Source organism: Rhodanobacter sp. PCA2, from assembly GCF_013620825.1.
Lineage (GTDB): Bacteria > Pseudomonadota > Gammaproteobacteria > Xanthomonadales > Rhodanobacteraceae > Rhodanobacter_A.
Map to the genome: position 1 here is coordinate 1 of NZ_NJIC01000055.1, position 18,926 is coordinate 18,926.

The 18,926-nt window shown below is 69.7% G+C and carries 19 protein-coding genes; 6 read left to right on the plus strand and 13 right to left on the minus strand.

The features are described 5' to 3' along the window. Positions 1-170: 170 nt before the first annotated feature. The 9 genes from PCA_RS17020 to PCA_RS17060 all read right to left on the minus strand — a co-directional run bounded on the left by PCA_RS17020 (position 171) and on the right by PCA_RS17060 (position 6,651). The gene (locus tag PCA_RS17020) at positions 171-1,016 is read right to left on the minus strand and encodes a mechanosensitive ion channel family protein (protein ID WP_181303809.1); all 846 of its coding nucleotides are present in this window, start codon (positions 1,014-1,016) and stop codon (positions 171-173) included. Between the two features lie 157 nt (positions 1,017-1,173). Continuing rightward, complete coding sequence (locus tag PCA_RS17025) at positions 1,174-1,998, minus strand: DUF2884 family protein (protein ID WP_181303810.1); 825 nt, start codon at positions 1,996-1,998, stop codon at positions 1,174-1,176. A 145-nt stretch (positions 1,999-2,143) separates the two neighbouring features. Further along, complete coding sequence (locus PCA_RS17030; protein ID WP_181303811.1) at positions 2,144-2,470, minus strand: DUF2845 domain-containing protein; 327 nt, start codon at positions 2,468-2,470, stop codon at positions 2,144-2,146. Positions 2,471-2,605: 135 nt separating this feature from the next. Continuing rightward, complete coding sequence (locus PCA_RS17035) at positions 2,606-3,049, minus strand: PA2169 family four-helix-bundle protein (protein WP_181303812.1); 444 nt, start codon at positions 3,047-3,049, stop codon at positions 2,606-2,608. 136 nt (positions 3,050-3,185) lie between these two features. After that, positions 3,186-3,938, minus strand: a complete 753-nt coding sequence (locus PCA_RS17040; protein ID WP_181303813.1) for a DUF2884 family protein — start codon at positions 3,936-3,938, stop codon at positions 3,186-3,188. Positions 3,939-4,064: 126 nt separating this feature from the next. Then, positions 4,065-4,910 (minus strand): energy transducer TonB, encoded by an 846-nt coding sequence (locus PCA_RS17045; protein ID WP_255436944.1) that lies wholly within the window; start codon positions 4,908-4,910, stop codon positions 4,065-4,067. 79 nt (positions 4,911-4,989) lie between these two features. Continuing rightward, complete coding sequence (locus PCA_RS17050; RefSeq protein WP_181303815.1) at positions 4,990-5,535, minus strand: hypothetical protein; 546 nt, start codon at positions 5,533-5,535, stop codon at positions 4,990-4,992. After that, positions 5,535-6,095, minus strand: coding sequence for a peroxiredoxin (locus PCA_RS17055; RefSeq protein WP_181303816.1), 561 nt, complete (start codon positions 6,093-6,095; stop codon positions 5,535-5,537). The genes PCA_RS17050 and PCA_RS17055 overlap by 1 nt, the downstream gene beginning before the upstream one ends. Before the next feature lie 97 nt (positions 6,096-6,192). Further along, positions 6,193-6,651: a hypothetical protein gene (locus PCA_RS17060; RefSeq protein WP_181303817.1), complete on the minus strand. Its 459-nt coding sequence runs from the start codon at positions 6,649-6,651 to the stop codon at positions 6,193-6,195. A 199-nt stretch (positions 6,652-6,850) separates the two neighbouring features. On the opposite strand from PCA_RS17060, the gene PCA_RS17065 reads away from it, so the two are divergent. Beyond that, complete coding sequence (locus PCA_RS17065; RefSeq protein ID WP_181303818.1) at positions 6,851-7,264, plus strand: universal stress protein; 414 nt, start codon at positions 6,851-6,853, stop codon at positions 7,262-7,264. A 9-nt stretch (positions 7,265-7,273) separates the two neighbouring features. On the opposite strand, the gene PCA_RS17070 is transcribed toward PCA_RS17065, so the two are convergent. The 3 genes from PCA_RS17070 to PCA_RS17080 all read right to left on the minus strand — a co-directional run bounded on the left by PCA_RS17070 (position 7,274) and on the right by PCA_RS17080 (position 9,476). Next, a complete protein-coding gene (locus PCA_RS17070) occupies positions 7,274-7,729 on the minus strand; it encodes a DUF6491 family protein (protein ID WP_181303819.1) in 456 nt (151 codons plus the stop codon). 66 nt (positions 7,730-7,795) lie between these two features. Next, the gene (locus PCA_RS17075) at positions 7,796-8,533 is read right to left on the minus strand and encodes a hypothetical protein (protein WP_181303856.1); all 738 of its coding nucleotides are present in this window, start codon (positions 8,531-8,533) and stop codon (positions 7,796-7,798) included. Between the two features lie 67 nt (positions 8,534-8,600). Next, positions 8,601-9,476 (minus strand): LytTR family DNA-binding domain-containing protein, encoded by an 876-nt coding sequence (locus PCA_RS17080; RefSeq protein WP_181303820.1) that lies wholly within the window; start codon positions 9,474-9,476, stop codon positions 8,601-8,603. Between the two features lie 159 nt (positions 9,477-9,635). Here PCA_RS17080 and PCA_RS17085 point away from each other — a divergent pair, with 159 nt between their 5' ends. From PCA_RS17085 to PCA_RS17105, 5 genes are all read left to right on the plus strand, one after another. Then, the gene (locus PCA_RS17085) at positions 9,636-11,465 is read left to right on the plus strand and encodes an FAD-binding protein (RefSeq protein ID WP_181303821.1); all 1,830 of its coding nucleotides are present in this window, start codon (positions 9,636-9,638) and stop codon (positions 11,463-11,465) included. A 281-nt stretch (positions 11,466-11,746) separates the two neighbouring features. Next, positions 11,747-13,012: an MFS transporter gene (locus PCA_RS17090; RefSeq protein WP_181303822.1), complete on the plus strand. Its 1,266-nt coding sequence runs from the start codon at positions 11,747-11,749 to the stop codon at positions 13,010-13,012. An 83-nt stretch (positions 13,013-13,095) separates the two neighbouring features. After that, on the plus strand, positions 13,096-13,656 hold the full coding sequence (locus PCA_RS17095; RefSeq protein WP_181303823.1) for a hypothetical protein: 561 nt from the start codon (positions 13,096-13,098) through the stop codon (positions 13,654-13,656). A gap of 80 nt (positions 13,657-13,736) precedes the next feature. Beyond that, the gene (locus PCA_RS17100) at positions 13,737-14,060 is read left to right on the plus strand and encodes a hypothetical protein (RefSeq protein ID WP_181303824.1); all 324 of its coding nucleotides are present in this window, start codon (positions 13,737-13,739) and stop codon (positions 14,058-14,060) included. Between the two features lie 110 nt (positions 14,061-14,170). Continuing rightward, positions 14,171-15,778, plus strand: a complete 1,608-nt coding sequence (locus PCA_RS17105) for an MFS transporter (RefSeq protein ID WP_181303825.1) — start codon at positions 14,171-14,173, stop codon at positions 15,776-15,778. Between the two features lie 164 nt (positions 15,779-15,942). On the opposite strand, the gene aceE is transcribed toward PCA_RS17105, so the two are convergent. Next, positions 15,943-18,639: a pyruvate dehydrogenase (acetyl-transferring), homodimeric type gene (aceE, locus tag PCA_RS17110; RefSeq protein WP_181303826.1), complete on the minus strand. Its 2,697-nt coding sequence runs from the start codon at positions 18,637-18,639 to the stop codon at positions 15,943-15,945. Positions 18,640-18,926 lie beyond the last annotated feature (287 nt).

The window sequence follows — 18,926 nt, forward strand, 5'->3', positions numbered from 1 at the left end:
CTCTTTGGGTTACTTTTCTCTTGGCCACGCAAGAGAAAAGTGACTCGGGCCGCGTCAGCGGCACGAAACCGCTTTGATCTGAGCACCCAACGAGAACGTAGCCGCACCTGATCAGCGGGTCGGTACTTTTGACCAACACCAAAAACCAGCAACGCAGCGCGCACGCAACCTCAGCCCCCCGCGCGCCCCTGCTCCTGCGCCTGCACCACCTTCACCTCGTGCGCCGTCGCCGGCAGGCTCAACTCGCCGGCGTCGATGCGCTGCTTCACCGCGCGCAGCAGCGCGGTCTGCGCGGCCCATGCGTCGTCGCTCTTCACCCATCCACGCAACACCAGGGTCACGGTCTGCTGGGCGATGCTGTCCACCCATACGCCCGGTGCGGGCTGGGCCAGCACCAGCGGTTCGTCCGCCAGCACCCGCCGCATCGCGGCCATGGCCTGATCCAAGTCGTCGCGCCAGCCCACGCCGATCCTCAGGTCCAGCCGTCGCGTGCCCAGCCGGTTGAAGTTGAGGATGGCGTCGCCGCCCACCTTGGCGTTCGGCACCACGGCCTCGCGATTGTCGGGCAGCACCAGCTGGGTGTACATCAGGTTGATGCTTTCGACGGTGCCGTCGATACCGCCGGCGGTGATGTAATCGCCGACCCGGAACGGCCGGAACATGATCAGCAGCACGCCCCATGCCAGGTTGGACAGCGAACCCTGCAAGGCCAGGCCGATCGCCAGTCCAGCCGTGCCCAGCGCGGCCACCATGGGTGCCGCCGACACGCCCAGGGCAGCCAGCGCCAGCGCCACCAGCAGCGTGATCAGCACGCCGTAGACCAGGTTGCGCAGGAAGCCGGTCAAGGTGTCGTCGACCTTGGCCCGATTCAGCGCGCGCTGGATGAAATTCGCCAGGCGCGCCGCCAGCCACGCGCCGATCAGCAGGATCAGCAGCGCGCCCAGCAGGCGCAGGCCGACGGCGGTCAGGGCAGCGGAGAAATCGAGGGTGGCGAGATGGGCGCGCAGCTTGTCCATGGGGCGGTTGCTCGGAATGACTGCCGACGAGCCTAGCAGCAGGCGCGTTTCCGGCGCGCTTCCGACCCTGATGGCGCCGCGCAAAAAAAATGCCGCGGGCGGCGTCACGCCGGGCGCGGCATGTACCTGTGCGGGGAGCGCACGGGCTTTGGGGAAATCAGCGCCTGGCGATCTTGCCGTCGTCGGCGCTGTCCTGGCTGTCCTTGCCGTTGCCATCCCGGTTGTCCGTCATCAATTGCAGCGGCCGGCCATCGGCGAGGCGGAACCGGAATTGCTGCTGCAGCTCGCTCATCCGCGCCAGGCGCGGGCAGATCGCCTTGGCGCGCGCTTCCAGCCGGCCCGAACGCGCCTGCATTTCCTTCTCCATCGACTGGTCCATCGTGTCGGCCCGGGCTTCGAGTTCGCTGGCGCGGCCGGTGAACAGCGACCACATCACGCCGCGCGTCAGCGCACTGGCCATCTGCTCGCTGGCCTCCGACACGGTCTTCTCGATCGCATCGTCGAAATCCTGCTGGCTCCAGTGATCGGCATTGATGCTGGCCTCCAGCCCGCGCATCGCCTCCATGCGCGACTGGTTGAGCTGGTTCACCAGCGCATCGCGACGATGCTTGCTGCCGCCCAGCGTGGCGGCCACCGTGGTCAGGGCATCGAAGGCGATGCCCACGGCCTCATGCGCGATGCCCGCCATCTCGGGCAGCACGCCGCGCATGTCCGCCTCGTAGCTGCGCAGCCGCTCCGCGTCGTCCGCCGACACCGCCACCGGCCGGCCATCGACGCGCAACGCGCCGTCGTGCATGAAGACCTCGTTCGGCAGCGCGCCGCTGCGGCTGAAATCGATGCCGCCTGGTGTCACGTGCACGTCGTAGTTGCTGTCGTAGCCGCACTGGTCGCCGTGGACGTTGACCCTGGCCGCCTGCGCCGGCAGGCCGAAGGCGAGACCGATGGCGAGGACGAGTACCGCGACTGGACCGTGTCTGGACATGGAATTCTCCCTGGGCGCGGGCCCTGCAGTCCGATGCAGGTTGCGGGTTCCGGCATGCTGGAAGATTCGATCACGCAGCCGGCGACGGCATGCGCCATGCGTCATGCCCTGCCATCAGTCACGGCTGCGCGCACCGAAGACATGTTCAGCGGCTGCGCTCGTCGATGTCGCTGACGCGGCCATCGACCAGGGTGACCACGACCACCCGGCCGTCGCGCCGGTACTGCCATTGCTCGCCGCGCTCCGCATCCCTGGAAACCACGCGCACGTGCTTGCCGCGACGGCTGCCGCTGCGCGCCGCGCTGCGGTGCGACTTGTGCGAAGGCTTGCCGAGCAGGTCGGCCACCGTGGCGGCGCTGTCGCCCACCACCAGCACGCGGCTGCCCACGCGCAGGCTGTCCGAAGCCGAGGCGGCGCCGGCGCCAGCCAGCAGGACGCAGGCCAGCAAGCCGGCAGGCAGGTATCGATGCATGACGTTCTCCCCGCGCAATGGGCGCGGCTGCGCCCGGTCACGCAGGCTAGTCCGCCGATGGCGACGCCGGTCACGGCCGGATGCCGGAGATCGGGTGGGTGCGATGCGCGCGCCCATGTAGTTGCGCGCTGCGGGTCAGGACTGCGCGGCGCCGTCCAGGTCGTGCATGTCCAGATGGATGCCGCGCAAACGCGGCAGTTGCCGGCGCAAGCCCCTGGCGGACTCGGCCGGCAGGCGGGCGATCGCATGCTCGAACGCGCGCAGCAGGGCCGCCTCGTCCTGGGCGAGGGCGTGGATCCAGGTGTGGTCGCGCCGGGTGGCGGCATGCGCCATGCCGTCCACCATCCGGCAACGCAGCGCGGCCCGCCAGCTGCCGTGCGTGCGCGGCGTGCCGCCGGCCAGCCCCACTTCGTGCTGCAGCTCGGCCACGAGGACGGCAAGCGACTGGGCATCCTCGTCCAGCACCGCCCGCAGCCCCGGCTCGCCCACCGCGCGGGCAGCGTGGCGATACAGGCGGCACAGATCGATGCCGCGGCGGATCAACGGATTGCAGATGGCGTCGGTGAGGCTCGGTGCCACGGCCGCCTCCGGACAAGCATGAGGATGATGGCGCCATCCTCGTCGACGGCCACTTAGCCGGAGATTAATCCGCGGCAGGATCGGAGCCTGCGGTCGCCACGGCGATGGCCGCCGATTGCGGCCGGCGCGCCGGCCTTCAGCGGCCGACCTGCAGCAGGTCCAGCGGACGGCCACGGTTGTCGCGCAGGCCCTGCTGCAAGGCGGCCAACTGCCGGATCGCCGGGCACAGCGACTCGACCTGCGGCCGCAGCGCCTGCATGCGCTGGCGCATGCGCGGCTCCAGTTGCGTGGCCAGGTTCGACGCGCGGTCGCGCAGGGTGGCTGCCGCCTGCAGGTCGCCGCTCATCGCGGCGTCGAGCGCCTGCTGGCCGAGGTCGGCGGCGATCAGCGGCATCAGGTCGCCCTCGAGCTGGTTGATGGTCTGGTCCATCGCGCTGCCCTGCCAGTCGTGCGTGCTGTTGCTGGCCGCGATGCGCTGCTTGAGGCTGGCCGCATCCGCCTGCAGCCGCTGGTCCAGCGCGGCCCGGGTATCGGCGCCGAGGCCCATGCCCGCCGCCTCCTGGCGCAACCCCTGCACCGCGATGTCCACGCCATGCTGCGCCGCGCCGCGCACGCGCGGCGCCAGCGCGCGCAGGTCGCGCTCGAACAGGCTGAGGCGATCCTGGGCCTCGGCATTCAGCGGCACCGCCACGCCGTCGGTGCGCAGCGTGCCCTGACCCATCTCGACCCGCATCGGCGCGGGGCCGGGGCGGTCGAACAGGATGCTGTCCGGGCGCAGCGTCACGTCGTAGCTGCTGGTGGCGTGGCAGGTGGCGGCCAGATCCTGCGCGTGCAAGGGCAACACGGCGAACAGCGGCAGCAGGAACAGGGAAAGTCGAGGGATGCGCATCGGGGGCTTCCGCAAACGGGATGGCGCAGCGATACCTGCACCGGGGTCAACCCATGCTGAACACGCGGCGCCAACTTCGCAGCGCCCCGGGAACGGGGCGTTGCTCCCCGCAACCGACGATGGCGCTCAACTGCCGCCCGGCGGCGTGAGCAGGCGCAACGAATGCTCGGCCAGCAGGATGCCACCCTCCGGAACGGCATCCGGGCTTCCCGCCAACTTGTCCTTGTCGGCCCAATCCGGTTCCTGCACCGGACCCGGCACGTAGGCCTGCCATTGGCCATAACCAGCCGGGGTCCCGCCATTCAACTGGAAAGTCACCGGCACCCTGGCCACCCAGTAAGGCTTGCCCGCCTCCGGCCCGGCCGTGGGCACATTGAACGTGTCGTGCCTGAGCCCGGTCAAGGCAGCCTCGGCCAGCACGCGTCGCCAGACCTGCAGTTGCTCGTCGCTGGCGACAACCCGCAGGTTCACCGTTTCAGCCGCGGCATCGACCACACGGCCGTCGCGCCCGATTTTCAGCAGCACATACACGATGCCCTGTACCCCGGAGTAAGCCGCATCCATGGGATAACGGGGCATCTGCCGCTTCTTGTACGAGATGGTCTGGGCCGTGGCGTCGCTCTGGCGCGAGGCGCCTTCGCCGAACCATGCCCCCGCGACACCGAGACTGAAGTTGTCGTTACCCAGGGGACTGGCCACCACGCGCACACTCATCGATGCCTTGGCCGCCATCGGCTTGCCGTCCACCTCGACCGGCTGGAACCTCCACGTCGCAACGGACTTGGTCAGCAATCCCTTGACGGCTTCCGGCACTTTTTCCGGTTGATCGAGCGCGTATTGCGCCACGCTGCCGTCCGGCGTCACCTCGATCGTACCGGTGAGCAACATGCTCGCCTGCACCCGCTTGCGCACCGCCGCCGGGCCCGCGGCCAAGGCGGCTCCCGACCACGCCAGACACAACAGTATCGCCAAGCCGCGTTTCATCCTGTCCCCCCTTTCGCAACGGTTGAAAAGCCCGACACGCCTTCGCCGATCATGCCATTGCCGTCGCTCAACGGCGATGGCGGAACTGCATGCGCACCGCGGGCGTACCCAGCCGCCAGGCCAGCCACAGCAGCACGGGGATCGCCGCCCCCTTCAGCGCCATCGTGATGCGGAAGACGCGCCGGGCATGCACCACGGCCTCGCCCAGGGCGGCATCGTGGCCGAGCTGGGCCAGCGCCTCGGCACTGGCGCGGTCGAACTGCGGCCACTGCGCCACCATCATGCCGCCGCTGACCAAGGCCCACAGCACCAGCACGCCCGCGGCCACGCGCAGCGGCGCGCGCGCCCAGGCCTGGCGCAGGATGCAGCCGGCGCACAACACGATCAGCACCAACGCGGCGACGAGATAGCCGATGTCCCAGGCCAGCATGCGCTGCATCGCGGCGCTGTCGGCCGGCGACAGGTTCACCCGGTGCGCCCACAGCAACTGCGCATGGCTGAAGTACTGCACGCAACCGAACGCGGCGAGCAACAGCAGCAACCAGACCACCACGCGCCACAAGGCGAAACCACGCGATGCAGGACCGGACTCGGCCCGCGCCATCACCGGCATCAGGGTGCCGCCTTCTTCAGGCCCGCGAGATCGGTCAGCACCTGCCCGGAGTTCGCCTTGGGATCGACGTCGACATAGACCTTGGCGATCTTGCCCTCGGGGTCGATCAGGAAGGTGGTGCGCTTGGCGTAGTGCATGCCGGCCATGCTGTTGAGCACGCCGTAGCCCTTGGCCGCCTCATGCCCGGTATCCGCCAGCAGCGGGAACGGTACGTGGTACTTGGCGGCGAAGTCGGCATGCGACTTCACGTCGTCCAGGCTGACGCCCACCACCGACGCGCCGGCCTGGCGCAGCTTGGCGACGTCGTCGCGGAACGTGCACACCTCGGTGGTGCAACCGGGCGTGAAATCCTTGGGATAGAAGTACAGCACCAGCCAGTGGCCGTGGTAGTCGGCGGGGCTGCGCCAGTGGCCGTTCTGGTCCTGCAGGCGGAACGCGGGTGCGGCCGCGCCGGCCTTGGGCATAGCATCGGCGCCGGCGCCGGCATCGGCGGCGAACACGGGCGCGGCCAGCAGGCCGCAGAGCAGGGTGAACACGAACAGCAGGGGGATGCGGCGCATGGCGATACTCCACGAGGGGCGGCGCCGCCCAGTGTACGCCTGCACCTGCGCGAAGGGCGCCTTGCGGCGCCCTCCACGGCACTCCCGGGCCGGGCGCTCAGCGCCGGCTGATGGTGAACTTGCCCACCGACACGCCGAGGTTGATGCCCTCGCCATGGCCGGCCAGCGCCAGCGACGTGGTGCCCTTGGTCAGCACCTGGGCGGCGCCGCTCTTCACCACGCCGGCCTCGGCGGTCGCCTCGGCATAGTCGCCGAACACGTCCTCGATGCCGCGCACATGGGTGATTTCGCCCTTGCCGTGGTCGATGCGGTACTTGCCGGCGGTGAGGCCGCCGCCCACCACGCTGATCTTCACCTCGGCGTGCTGGCCGTTGTCGCAGCGGACGGTGCCGGTGCCTTCGGCGTGCTTGAGGATGATCGACCAGCCGGCCAGGTTGAAAGCCAGGTGGCATTTCACGTCCGCCTTGGAGGCGTGCGCAGGCGTGACCGGCAGCGCTGTCAGCGTGGCGGAACCCAGCAGCAGGGCGGCGGTCACGGCGAGTGTGTGCTTTTTCATCGGCTACTCCTATTCGATCGAGTTCGGATGCGGAACCTGTTCCGCGGGCCATCCCGGGAAGGCGGGACGGAGGATCGGCAACCTGCCGTGATGCGCATGTGAGCCATCCGCAGCTGCATTCAGCTTGATGTTTCGCTAACGTCGCCCGTTCCAGACTTCTTCACCAAACGACGATGTTTGGCCGTCACAGGAGCAGACAATGCCCAGGTATTCGCTGGTTGGCTATGACGGCTCGGACGCCGCGCGCCGAGCGTTCTCGTTCGCGACCGAACTGGCCCGCGCCTGCGGCGGACGGGTGCGCGTGGTGTCCGTGCTGCAGGTGGCCGAGGGCGGCGACACCTGCGCGCTGATGATGACCGATTCCGGTACCCAGCGACTGCAGGAACTGCGCGAGGAACTGGCCGCGATCGAACCCGACGCCGCCAGCCTGGTCGATGTCGAACTGACCCACGGCAGCCCCGGCGACGTGCTGCTGGGCCAGATCGACCAGCACGGCATCGACCACATCGTGATCGGCCACACCGAGCGCGGCGCGCTGGCGCGCTGGCTGCTCGGCTCGGTCTCGGCGAACGTGCTGGCGCGCGCCCACGTGCCGGTCACCGTGGTGCGTTGAGCGGCGCGGTCAGCGACTGGTGGCAGGCGCCGGCGCCGGTTCGCGCGGCTCGGCGTCGATCTTGCGCTGGGCCTGCTGTTCCAGCTTCAGCCTGGCCACGTCGACCGGGCGGATCTTCGAGATGAAGCACGGCGGATAGCCGCGGCCCACCAGCACCTTGTCGAAGTTCACCGACACGTCGCCCGAGAAGGAGGTGAGCCCTATCGTGTTGGCGAAGCCCAGGTACTGGCACTGGCCCACGTCCAGCAGCCAGGCGCGGTTCGCCTGGGTGTAGATGACCACCTGGCTGTCGCCCAGCGGCTCCCACGAGTACAGGTTGTAGAAATGGAAGCTGCGCACCGGCGCGCCGGCCGCCGCCTCGTATGCCGCCTGTCGCTGCGCCTCGCGCTGCGCATTTGGCACGCTGGAACACGCGCCCAGCGTCGCTGCCAGCGCCACGACCATCCACCGGGCTTTGCGGGACATGACTGATCCTCCATTCGGCTACACGCTCTGAAACGCGCGAACGCCCGGCGCGTGCACCGCGCCGCGCTACTTCTTCCCGCCCTTCTTCGGCAATGCCTGCCACTGGTCCGGCACGAAGCCGCCGACCTCGTAGACCAGTTCCACCTTCTTCTCGCCGTCCTGCAGCGTGACCGGAAGACTGATCTTCTTCGACTTCTCCAGCAACGCGATGAAGCCCTTGTCGTCGCGGATCATCAGCGCCGGTTCGCCGGTGGACGGCGCGTACGCCTTGATCGCGCGCGGCTTGTCGTCGAACTTCGCGGCGATGGTGCAGTTGCCCTTGCAGACGAAGCCGCCGTGGCCGTCGTTGAACAGGAACGCGCTCTGGCCCCAGCTCGTGTGCCGGCGCAGCACCAGCCGCACGCGCACGCCGGCCGGCTGGCTGTCGTAGGTCGCCGCGGTGGACTGGGTGCCGCCCGCCATCGGCGCCACCTGGTACTGCCACAGCGCGGCGAGGCGCGCCTTCTCGCTGTTCTCCGTCCAGCGCTTCTCGATCTCCGGCAGGGTCTGCTGCACTTCCTTCGCCGCGGCACTGTCGGGGAAGCGCTGCACGATGTCCTTGCCCATGGACACCGCCATCTGGTCGTTGTGGATGCGCAGCAGCTGGCGATAGGTGTCGAGGTTGCGCGCCGCCTCCGCGTCCCTGGCCTGGGCCTGCTGCTGGGCGGCGTCCGGCGCGGGCGCGCTGCCCTGCGAGCAGCCGGCGAGTACCAGGGCGCCGGCGAGGGCGGCGACGGCGAGGCGGCGGGGCGGCGGCAAGGTCATCATCGGCGGAGCATCCGTAGCGGAACCAGTCGCTAGCTTGGAACGAGCGCGCGGCACGGCGCAAGACTCACTCTGCCGGGGCGGGCTGGCCATAGCGCTCGCGCAGCGCGGCGCGGTAGCGGCGACTGCAGGGGATCGTGGCGCCGTCGCGCAGGCGCAGACGTGCGTCGCCGGTCTCCAGCGGCTCGATCTCGGCGAGATAGTCGAGGTTGACGAAGTAGCCGCGGTGCACGCGCAGGAAACGCGCCGGGTCCAGCCGCGTCTCGATGCCCGCCATGGTGCTGCGCAAGGGGTAATCGCGCCCGCGCACGTGCAGGTTCACGTAGTTGCCGGCGGCCTGCAGCCACTCGATCTCGCTGGCGTTGACCAGGAACTCCTTGCCCAGCTTGCGTACCAGGAAACGTTCGGGCCGCTCCACCGGTTCCACCGGCGGACCATCGTCCGGCTCGTCCAGCAGCTTCGCCTCGCCCTGCTGGCGCAGCAGCCACAGTCGCGACAGGCAGATCATCGCCACGATGATGAAGTAGCTGCGAATGTCCTTCAGGTACTCATAGCCGAAGTTCGGCCACCACGCGCCGAAATCGTAATGCTGCCCAACCATGGCGTAAGCCAGCTTGCGCAGTTCGTCCATGCCGGCCACATGCACCAGGCTGAACACCACGCTTGCCAGCAGGTGCCACGGCAGGCTGTGCCGCCAGGTATCGAAGCGGAACGGCCAACGCCGCTCCGCCGCCTTCACGAAGGGAATCAGCAGCAGGACCACCAGGCAGCTGCTCGATTCCCATACCCACGGTTCCCAGGCCGCGGTGCGGGCATGATCGATCCGCGCAACGATGCCGTTGAATATCGTGTTGAGGGTGTACAGCGTCACCCAGAAGGCAATCTCGACCGAGCGGGGCCAACGCTGAAAATCCCTGCAACCCGCCGGTGCCTGCTCGTTCATGCCGGGGATTCTACGTGGCCGCGGCGAAATCCCCATGCGTCCCGTCCCGTCCCGAGGTCGGCTCGTCCCTGGCCGCCCGCCGTCCGTCACCTCCAGCTGGGAACGACCGTGCCGGCGGCACATGCTGGCGGCCGTCCATCCAGCCCGGAGCCACATCCGATGAAACGACGCGACTTGCTGAAGGCGGCTGCCACCCTTCCCCTGCTGCCCTTGCTGCTGCGCAGCGGCACGACCCTGGCCCGCGGCGCCGGCACAGTCGCGACGAGCCTGCGCTCACGACTGCGCCCGGGCGAGCCGGGCTGGCCCGCGGCTGCGGAATGGGAGCAGTTGAAGCGGCAGGTCGGCGGCCGGCTGCTGAAACTGGCGTCGCCGTTCGCGTCCTGTGGCACGACGCCGCCGGACAGCGCCTGCACGCAGGTACTCAAGCAACTGGACAACCCCTTCGCGGTGGGCGACAACCCCGCACTGACCCAGACCAGCGGCTGGGCCGATGCCTGGGCCTCGCAACCCAGCGCCTACGCGGTGGCGGCGGAAAGCGCCGCCGACGTGGCCGCGGCCATCCATTTCGCGCGCCGGCACCACCTGCGGCTGGTGGTGAAAGGCGGTGGCCACAGCTACCAGGGCACCTCGGACGCGCCGGATTCGCTGCTGGTGTGGACGCGCCACATGAACCAGGTGAGCCTGCACGACGCGTTCGTGCCGCAAGGCTGCAGCGGCCACGTGGCGCCGCAGGCCGCGGTGAGCGTGCAGGCGGGCGCCATGTGGATCGACGCCTACGACGCCGTGACCACCCGCGGCGGCCGCTACGTGCAGGGCGGCGGCTGCACCACGGTCGGCGTGGCCGGGCTGGTGCAGAGCGGCGGCTTCGGCAGCTTCTCCAAGCGCTGGGGCACGGCGGCGTCCAACCTGCTGGAGGCGGAGGTCGTCACCGCCGATGGCCAGGTGCGCATCGCCAACGCCCGCACGAACCCGGAACTGTTCTGGGGTCTCAAGGGCGGCGGCGGCGGCAGTCTCGGCATCGTCACGCGACTGACCTTGCGCACCTTCGAGCTGCCCGACTTCTTCGGCGGCGTGGGCATCACCATCAAGGCCAACTCGGACGCCGCCTACCGCGCCCTGATCGCTGCGGCCGTGGATTTCTACCAGCGCGCGCTGTTCAACCCGCACTGGGGCGAGCAGATGAAGTTCCACGACGGCAACGTCCTCGAGGTCTCGATGATGTTCCAGGGCCTCACCAGGCAAGAGGCCGAGCAGGTCTGGGCGCCCTTCCTGGCCTGGGTGCAGGCGCGCCAGGACTGCCGCATCACCAAGCCGTTCGGGGCGCTGGCAGCGCCGGCACGGCATCTGTGGGACGCCGAATTCCTGCGCAAGCACGCGCCCGACATCATCGCCACGGACGACCGCCCGGGCGCGCCACGCCACCATTTCGTATGGGCCGGCGACCGGGAGCAGGCAGGCACGTTCCTCCACGGCTACCAGTCGGCGTGGCTGCCGGCCACGTTGCTGCAACCCGCGCAGCAGTCGCGGCTCGTCGACGCGCTGTTCACCGCCGCGCAGCACTGGGGCGTCTCGCTGCACTTCAACAAAGGCCTGGCCGGGGCGGCAGCCGACGCCATCGACCGCGCACGCGACACCGCCACCCATCCCCAGGTGCTGGACGCCTTCGCGCTCGCCATCAGCGCCAACGGCGGCGCCCCTGCTTTTCCCGGCATGCCGGGCGCGCACCCCGACCTGGCCAAGGCGCGGCGCGAGGCGACCGCCATCGAACACACGATGGCCGCGTTGCGCAGCGTGGCGCCGGATGCAGGCTCCTACGTCTCCGAAAGCGATTATTTCCTGCACGACTGGCAGCAGGGATTCTGGGGCGGAAACTATCCCCGACTCGCCGCGGCCAAGCGCCGGTACGACCCGGACGGCCTGTTCTTCGTGCACCACGGCGTCGGCAGCGAGGACTGGAGCGCGGACGGCTTCACCCGCTTGCGGACGTAGCACGAGAACGCGCCCGGTTTCCGCTGCCCGGCGTGGAGTCCGTGTGCTCCACGCCGGCGATTTCGTCCGGCCACGGGAAGCGGTGTCCGTCGGGCCGCTCCGGGCGTTCCTGCCGCCGTTCGCCGTCGATGCCCGGCATTGCCGGAAGGATCGAAACAGACCTGCACGATGACGGTGCGCGGGGAAGTCCGGATCAGATCCGCGCGACGCGGACATCGCGTCCTTCGACCGGCCGGCACTGGCGCCGCGGCTACAATGCGCGCTCTCCGGCAAGGACTCCCATGTCGAACCCCGCTACGGCCTCCCTGCAACTGCGGCAGCACCGCGCGTTCGTGCAGTTCTGGTGCGCGCGCGTCGCCTCCGGTTTCGGCTTCCAGATGCTGTCGGTGGCGGTGGGCTGGCAGATCTACGCGATCACCGGGCGCGCCTTCGACCTCGGCCTGATCGGCCTGGTGCAGTTCATCCCCTCGGTGCTGCTGGCGTTGCCGGCCGGTCATGTGGCGGACCAGTTCGAGCGGCGGCGCGTGGTGCTGGCCGGGCTGGTCGTGGAATGGACGGCCATCGTGCTGCTGGCGGTGCTGACCCTGCTTGGCCGCATCCACGAGACCGGCATCCTGCTGCTGGTGTTCGCGATCGGCGTGGCCAAGGCGTTCGAGTCGCCGTCGATGCAGTCGCTGCTGCCGGCGCTGGTGCCGCCGGCGATCCTGCCGCGCGCGGTGGCGGTGAGCGGCGCGGCCTTCCAGATGGCGATGATCCTCGGTCCTGCGGTGGGCGGCCTGCTCTACGTGGCGGGTCCGGGCGTGGTGTACCTGGGCGCGACCGCGCTGTACCTGGTCGCCGCAGCGATGATGGCGATGCTGCGCTACGAGCAGGCGCCGCCGAAGCGCGAGCCGGCCACGCTGAAAACGTTGTTCGCCGGGGTGCACTTCATCCGCGAGCGCAAGGACGTGCTGGGCGTGATCTCGCTGGACCTGTTCGCGGTGCTGCTGGGCGGCGTCACCTCGCTGCTGCCGATCTTCGCGCGCGACATCCTGCGCACCGGCCCGTGGGGCCTGGGCCTGTTGCGTGCGGCGCCCGCGGTGGGTGCGCTGCTGATGTCGCTGTGGCTGGCGAAACACGACCTGCAGCGACGCGTGGGCATGACGATGTTCGCGTCGGTGGCGGGCTTCGGCGTGGCGACGCTGGTGTTCGCGGTGTCCAGCTCGCTGTGGCTGTCGCTGGCGTCGCTGTTCGCGCTGGGCGCGTTCGACATGGTGAGCATGGTGATCCGCGGCTCGCTGGTGCAGCTGGACACGCCCGATGCGATGCGCGGCCGGGTGAATGCGGTGAACTCGATCTTCATCAACACCTCGAACCAGCTTGGCGAATTCGAGTCGGGCATGCTCGCCGCGTGGCTGGGCGCGGTGGGTTCCGCGGTGGTCGGCGGCCTCGGCACGCTGGCGGTGGTGGGCCTGTGGATGGCGATGTTCCCCGGCCTGCGCAGGCGCCAGAGCCTGCATCTGGAAGAACCCGCCAACGAGACGCTGGGCAGCGCCGAGTCGGTGTGAGCCGGTGGCGGCAGGCGCCGCCGTTGCCCGGGGCCCGCAAACCCGCGATGCTGGTGTCCGTCGCGTCGCCAGGGGAGTCACGCATGTCCGCACCGCCGCCCTTGCGTTCCACCTTCGTCACCGTGCTGGCGTGGGTGTTCATCGGTCTCGCCGGATTCGCCACGCTGATCTCCGTGTTGCAGAACGTGATGCTGCAGTGGCTGTTCCTGCCGGCGATGCAACACGCGCAGGCCGCGGCGCCGCTGCCACCAGGACTTCCGGTGCCGATGCAATGGCTGTTCGCGCACTTCGCGTGGTTCTTCCGGGCGTTCCTGCTGGTCTCCGCCACCACGCTGATCGCGGCCGTGGGGTTGCTGCGCCGGCACGAATGGGCGCGGCAGCTGTTCATCGGCCTGATGGGCTTCGCGATCGTCTACCAGATCCTGGGGCTGGCGTGGCAGTGGTGGATCATGGGCTCGATGCCCGCCTTCATGCAGGCCTCCGGTGCGCCGGCCGACATGGGCGCGGCGATGCACGGCTTCATCCGCGCCATGCAGGTGTTCGGCAGCCTGACGGCGCTGGGCTTCTGCGTGCTGTTCGGCTGGATCATCCGCCGCCTGCGCAGCGCACAGGCGCGCGACGAATTCCGATCGTGGAAACCATGACGCCGATTGCGTCCGCGCAGCTTTTACGCACCGCTCACGCCCATACTGGCAGCGTGAGGCCGTCAACAGAGGAGCACATCATGAGCACTCGTCGCGATATCGAACAAGGCATGGACGATCTGGGCGAGCGCGTGCGGCGCCATGCCGGCGAGGCGGGCGACACCGCGCGCGACTGGATCTCCCGCGGCCGGCGCGCGGCGTCGCGTTTCGACGGCGATGGCTACCGCCGCCGGCTGGCGCGCGCCGCCGAGGACTTCGCCGACGAGACGAACTACCACTACCGGCGGCTGAAGCGCCAGGTGAACCGCCACCCGGTCGCCACCGCCGCGATCGTGGCCGGCACCATCGGCGCGTTCCTGCTGCTGCGCCGAGCGTTCCGCAGCGACGGCGGCGACGAGGACTGAGTCCCGCCCGCGCCCGCGGACGGGCACGAAGTCCGCGACGCATCCGGCGCCACCGGGCGCGCGGCGGCCGCTGCTAAGCTGGCCGCTGCGAACCCGCCGGCTGCCGCAGCATGTCCACCGAACCGCGCTTCCATCACCCGCTGGCGTTCTGGCTGGGTTGCGTCGCGGTGGCCGCGGGCGTGCTGCTGCACATGCCGATGTACCTGATGGCGGCGCCCATGCACTACCAGCTGGCCGGCATGGCGATGGACCTGCCGATGACCGTGGGCATGGTGCTGATCCCCTGCGGCGTGCTGCTGGCCGGCTATGGCCTGATGCCGCACCTGGCCCAGCTGCGGCAGAGCCTGCACGGCCACGACCTGCACCATCATTTCCACGTCGCCGACGGCGTGCCGCTGCGGCGGGAGCACTGGACGCTGGTGATCGCGCTGGCGCTGGCGCTGGCGATCGACGTGATGAAGCCCGCCTCGCTGGCCTTCGTGATGCCGGGCGTGACGGCGGAATACGGCATCGGCATGGGCACCGCGGGCTGGCTGGCGCTGTCCGCGCTGACCGGCACCGCGCTGGGCTCGCTGCTGTGGGGACGCCTGGCCGACCTGTTCGGCCGCCGTTCGGCGATCCTGCTGTCGGCGATCCTGTTCATGGGCACCGCGGTCTGCGGCACCATGCCGACGTTCGGCTGGAACCTCGCGATGTGCTTCCTGATGGGCGCGGCGGCCGGCGGCATGCTGCCGATCGCGTTCACCCTGATGGCCGAGACGATTCCCGCCGCGCATCGCGGCTGGCTGCTGGTGGCGCTGGGCGGCGTGGGCACGTCGGCCGGCTATCTCGCCGCCTCCGGCGCGGCGACGCTGCTGGAGCCGAGCTACAGCTGGCGCTCGCTGTGGCTGCTGAACCTGCCCACCGGCGCGCTGATCCTGTTCCTCAACCGCTACATCCCGGAATCGCCGCGCTTCCTCTCCAACGCCGGCCTGCACGCGCAGGCGCGCGCGGTGCTGGCGCGCTTCACCGGCGGCCGCGGCGCGGTGGTCGCCGACCCGGCCGGCGCCGATTCCGATCCGCCCGTGCTGGAAAGCCTGCACCCGGCCGCCGACCTGCGCCAGCTGCTGCGCGGCCGCCATGCGCGCATCACCGCGGGACTGGCGACCTGCGGGCTGGCCTGGGGGCTGGTGAACTTCGGCTTCCTGCTGTGGCTGCCGGCGAACCTCGCCACGCTGGGCGTGGATGCCCGGGACGCCAGCGCGCTGCTGGCGCGTTCGGCGCTGCTCGCGGTGCCCGGCACGGCGGTGGTGGTGTGGCTGTACCAGCGCTGGAGCAGTTTCCGCAGCCTGGTGCTGCTGATCGCGCTGACCGCGGTGGCGCTGCTGGGGTTCTGCGCGATCGCGTTCACCGGGGCGCGCAGCGGGGCGCTGACCGTGGCCGCCACGGTGGCGCTGCTGGTGAGCAGCGGCGGCGTGATCGCCACCATGCTGCCGTATTCCGCGGAGATCTATCCGGTGCACCTGCGCGGCACCGGCTCGGGGCTGATCGCCGCCAGCTCGAAGGCCGGCGGCATCCTTGGCGCGGCGCTGGGCGTGCTGGGGCTGTTCGGGCACTTCGCGCTGTCGGCGTTGCTGATCGCGCTGTCGATGGCCGCCGCCGGCTGGCTGCTGGCCCGCCACGGCGTCGAGACCCGCGGGCACGCGCTGGAGGCGATCCAGCGCACGCTGTCGGAATAGTCCGCACGGACATTCCGTGCGTGCCGGGCGTGGCCTGCGCGCACGGGCGAAGCCGACGCACCGCCAGGAGATCGCTTCGACGTCCCCTGCCCGACCAGGCAGCGCTCCCCCCATATGGAAAAGCCGCCTCGCGGCGGCTTTTCCATTGCGGCGTTGCGGCCGGCTCACACGGTGAGCGGGTTCGGCTTGTCCGGGTCGAGCTTGTATTCCTTGATCGCGCGCGCCACGTCCTTGGCGTTGACCTTGCCGTCCTTCGCGAGCGCGGCGAGCGCGGCGTGGGCGATCCAGTAGCGGTCCACCTCGAAGAAGTCGCGCAGGTGGGCGCGGGTGTCCGAGCGGCCGTAGCCGTCGGTGCCGAGCACGGTGTAGCGCATGCCGTCGGGCAGGAACGCGCGGATCTGGTCGGCGTACTCGCGCACGTAGTCGGTGGCGGCGACGGCCGGGCCGCTGCGCCCTTCCAGCAGGCCGGTGACGTAGGCCACGCGCTGCTTGCCTTCCGGATGCAGGCGGTTCCAGCGCTCGGCGTCGAAACCGTCGCGGCGCAGCTCGACGAAGCTGGGGCAGGACCAGATGTCGGACTTCACGCCGAAGTCCTTGTCCAGCAGCTCGGCCGCCTCGATCACCTCGCGCAGGATGGTGCCGGAACCCAGCAGCTGCACGCGCGGCTCGCCCTTCTTCGGCTTGCCGCCGTCCCTGAACAGGTACATGCCCTTGATGATGCCCTCGGCGCTGCCCTCGGGCATGTCGGGATGGGCGTAGTTCTCGTTCATCACGGTGATGTAGTAGTAGTGGTCTTCCTGCAGCTCCAGCATGCTGCGCACGCCGTCCTGCAGGATCACCGCCACCTCGTAGGAGAACGTGGGGTCGTAGGCCTTCACGTTCGGGATCACGCCGGCCATCAGGTGCGACTGGCCGTCCTCGTGCTGCAGTCCCTCGCCGTTGAGCGTGGTGCGCCCCGAGGTGCCGCCGACGAGGAAGCCGCGCGCGCGCATGTCGCCGGCGGCCCAGGCCAGGTCGCCGATGCGCTGGAAGCCGAACATCGAGTAGTAGATGAAGAACGGCAGCATCGCCTGGTTGCTGACGCTGTAGCTGGTGGCCGCGGCCATCCACGAGGCCATGCCGCCGGCCTCGCTGATGCCTTGCTGCAGCACCTGGCCCTTCTGGTCCTCACGGTAGTACAGCAGCTGGTCGGAGTCCTGCGGGCGGTACTTCTGGCCGAACGGCGCGTAGATGCCGATCTGGCGGAACATGCCTTCCATGCCGAACGTGCGCGCCTCGTCCGCCACGATGGGCACCACGCGCTCGCCCAGCTGCTTGTCGCGCAGCAGCAGGTTCATGCCGCGCACCAGCGCCATGGTGGTGCTGATCTCGCGCTCGCCGGTGCCCGCGGTGATCTGGGCGAAGGCGGACAGCTCGGGCGCCTTCAGCTTGGCGTCGGCCTTGCGGCGGCGCTGCGGCAGGAAGCCGCCCAGCGCGCGGCGGCGCTCCATCATGTATTCGACTTCCGGCGAGTCCTTGCCGGGGTGGTAGTACGGCACCTCGTGCAGCTTGTCGTCGGGGATCGGGATCTGGAAGCGGTCGCGGAAGTGCCGCACCGCCTCGTCGTCCAGCTTCTTCTGCTGGTGCGTGGGGTTCTGCGACTCGCCGGTGCCGATGCCCATGCCGTAGCCCTTCACCGTCTTGGCGAGGATCACCGTGGGCATGCCCCTGGTCTGCGTCGCCGCGTGGTAGGCCGCGTAGACCTTGTGCGGATCGTGGCCGCCGCGGTTGAGGCGCCAGATGTCGTCGTCGCTGAGGTTCGCGACCATCTCGCGCGTCTGCGGGTACTTGCCGAAGAAGTGCTCGCGCGTGTACGCGCCGCCGAACGCCTTGCAGGCCTGGTACTCGCCGTCCAGGGTTTCCATCATCAGCTTGCGCAGCACGCCTTCCTTGTCGCGCGCGAGGAGCGGGTCCCAGTAGCTGCCCCAGACCACCTTGATCGCATTCCAGCCGGCGCCGCGGAACACGCCTTCCAGCTCCTGGATGATCTTGCCGTTGCCGCGCACCGGGCCGTCCAGGCGCTGCAGGTTGCAGTTGATCACGAACACCAGGTTGTCCAGGCCTTCGCGGCCGGCCAGCGCGATCGCGCCGAGCGACTCGGGCTCGTCGCATTCGCCGTCGCCCATGAAACACCACACCTTGCGGTCGGACGGGGGCACCAGGCCGCGGTGCTCGAGGTACTTCCAGAACTGCGCCTGGTAGATCGCCTGGATCGGGCCGAGGCCCATCGAAACGGTGGGCACCTGCCAGTAGTCCGGCATCAGCCACGGGTGCGGGTAGGACGACAGCGCGCGGCCCTTGCCCACCACTTCCATGCGGAACAGGTCGAGCTGGTCCTCGGCGAGGCGGCCTTCCAGGAAGGAGCGCGCGTAGATGCCGGGGCTGGAATGGCCCTGGTGGAACACCAGGTCGCCCGGATGGTCGGCGCCGGGCGCGCGCCAGAAGTGGTTGAAGCCCACGTCGTACAGCGTGGCGGAGGAAGCGAAGCTCGCGATGTGCCCGCCCAGCTCGCCCGGCTTGCGGTTCGCGCGCACCACCATCGCCATCGCGTTCCAGCGGACCAGCGAACGGATGCGCCATTCCATCGCCGCGTCGCCCGGCATCCTGGCCTCGCTGGCCGGCGCGATGGTGTTGACGTAGGCGGTGGTGGGATCGAACGGCAGGTAGCCGCCGGCCCGGCGCGTCGAATCGACCATCTGCTCAAGCAGGTAATGCGCGCGCTCGGTGCCGTCATGGTTGATGACCGCATTGAGCGAGTCGATCCACTCGCGGGTTTCGGTGGGATCGAGATCCTGGTTGAGGATGTCGTCGAGCTGGTCCATGGGAGATTCTCCGCGGCGCCGTGCGGCGCGATGCCTGTAGGGGGAAGACGCCGCCGGGGGAAGCGGCAGACCGAGGCCAAGTCTAGCTTTCGCGCCCCATCGCTGCCAGTTGGACGTCTGCCGATGGACGTCCATGCGGGGGCGCATGGGATGGCCTTTCCCCCTCCCCTCGGGGGAGAGGGTCGGGGTGAGGGGCGGTTCTTGCCAGTACCCCACATCAGGCACAGCGGATTCGATCAAGGCGAGGCAAGTCCCGGCCCCTCACCTCAGTCCTCTCCCCGGAGGGG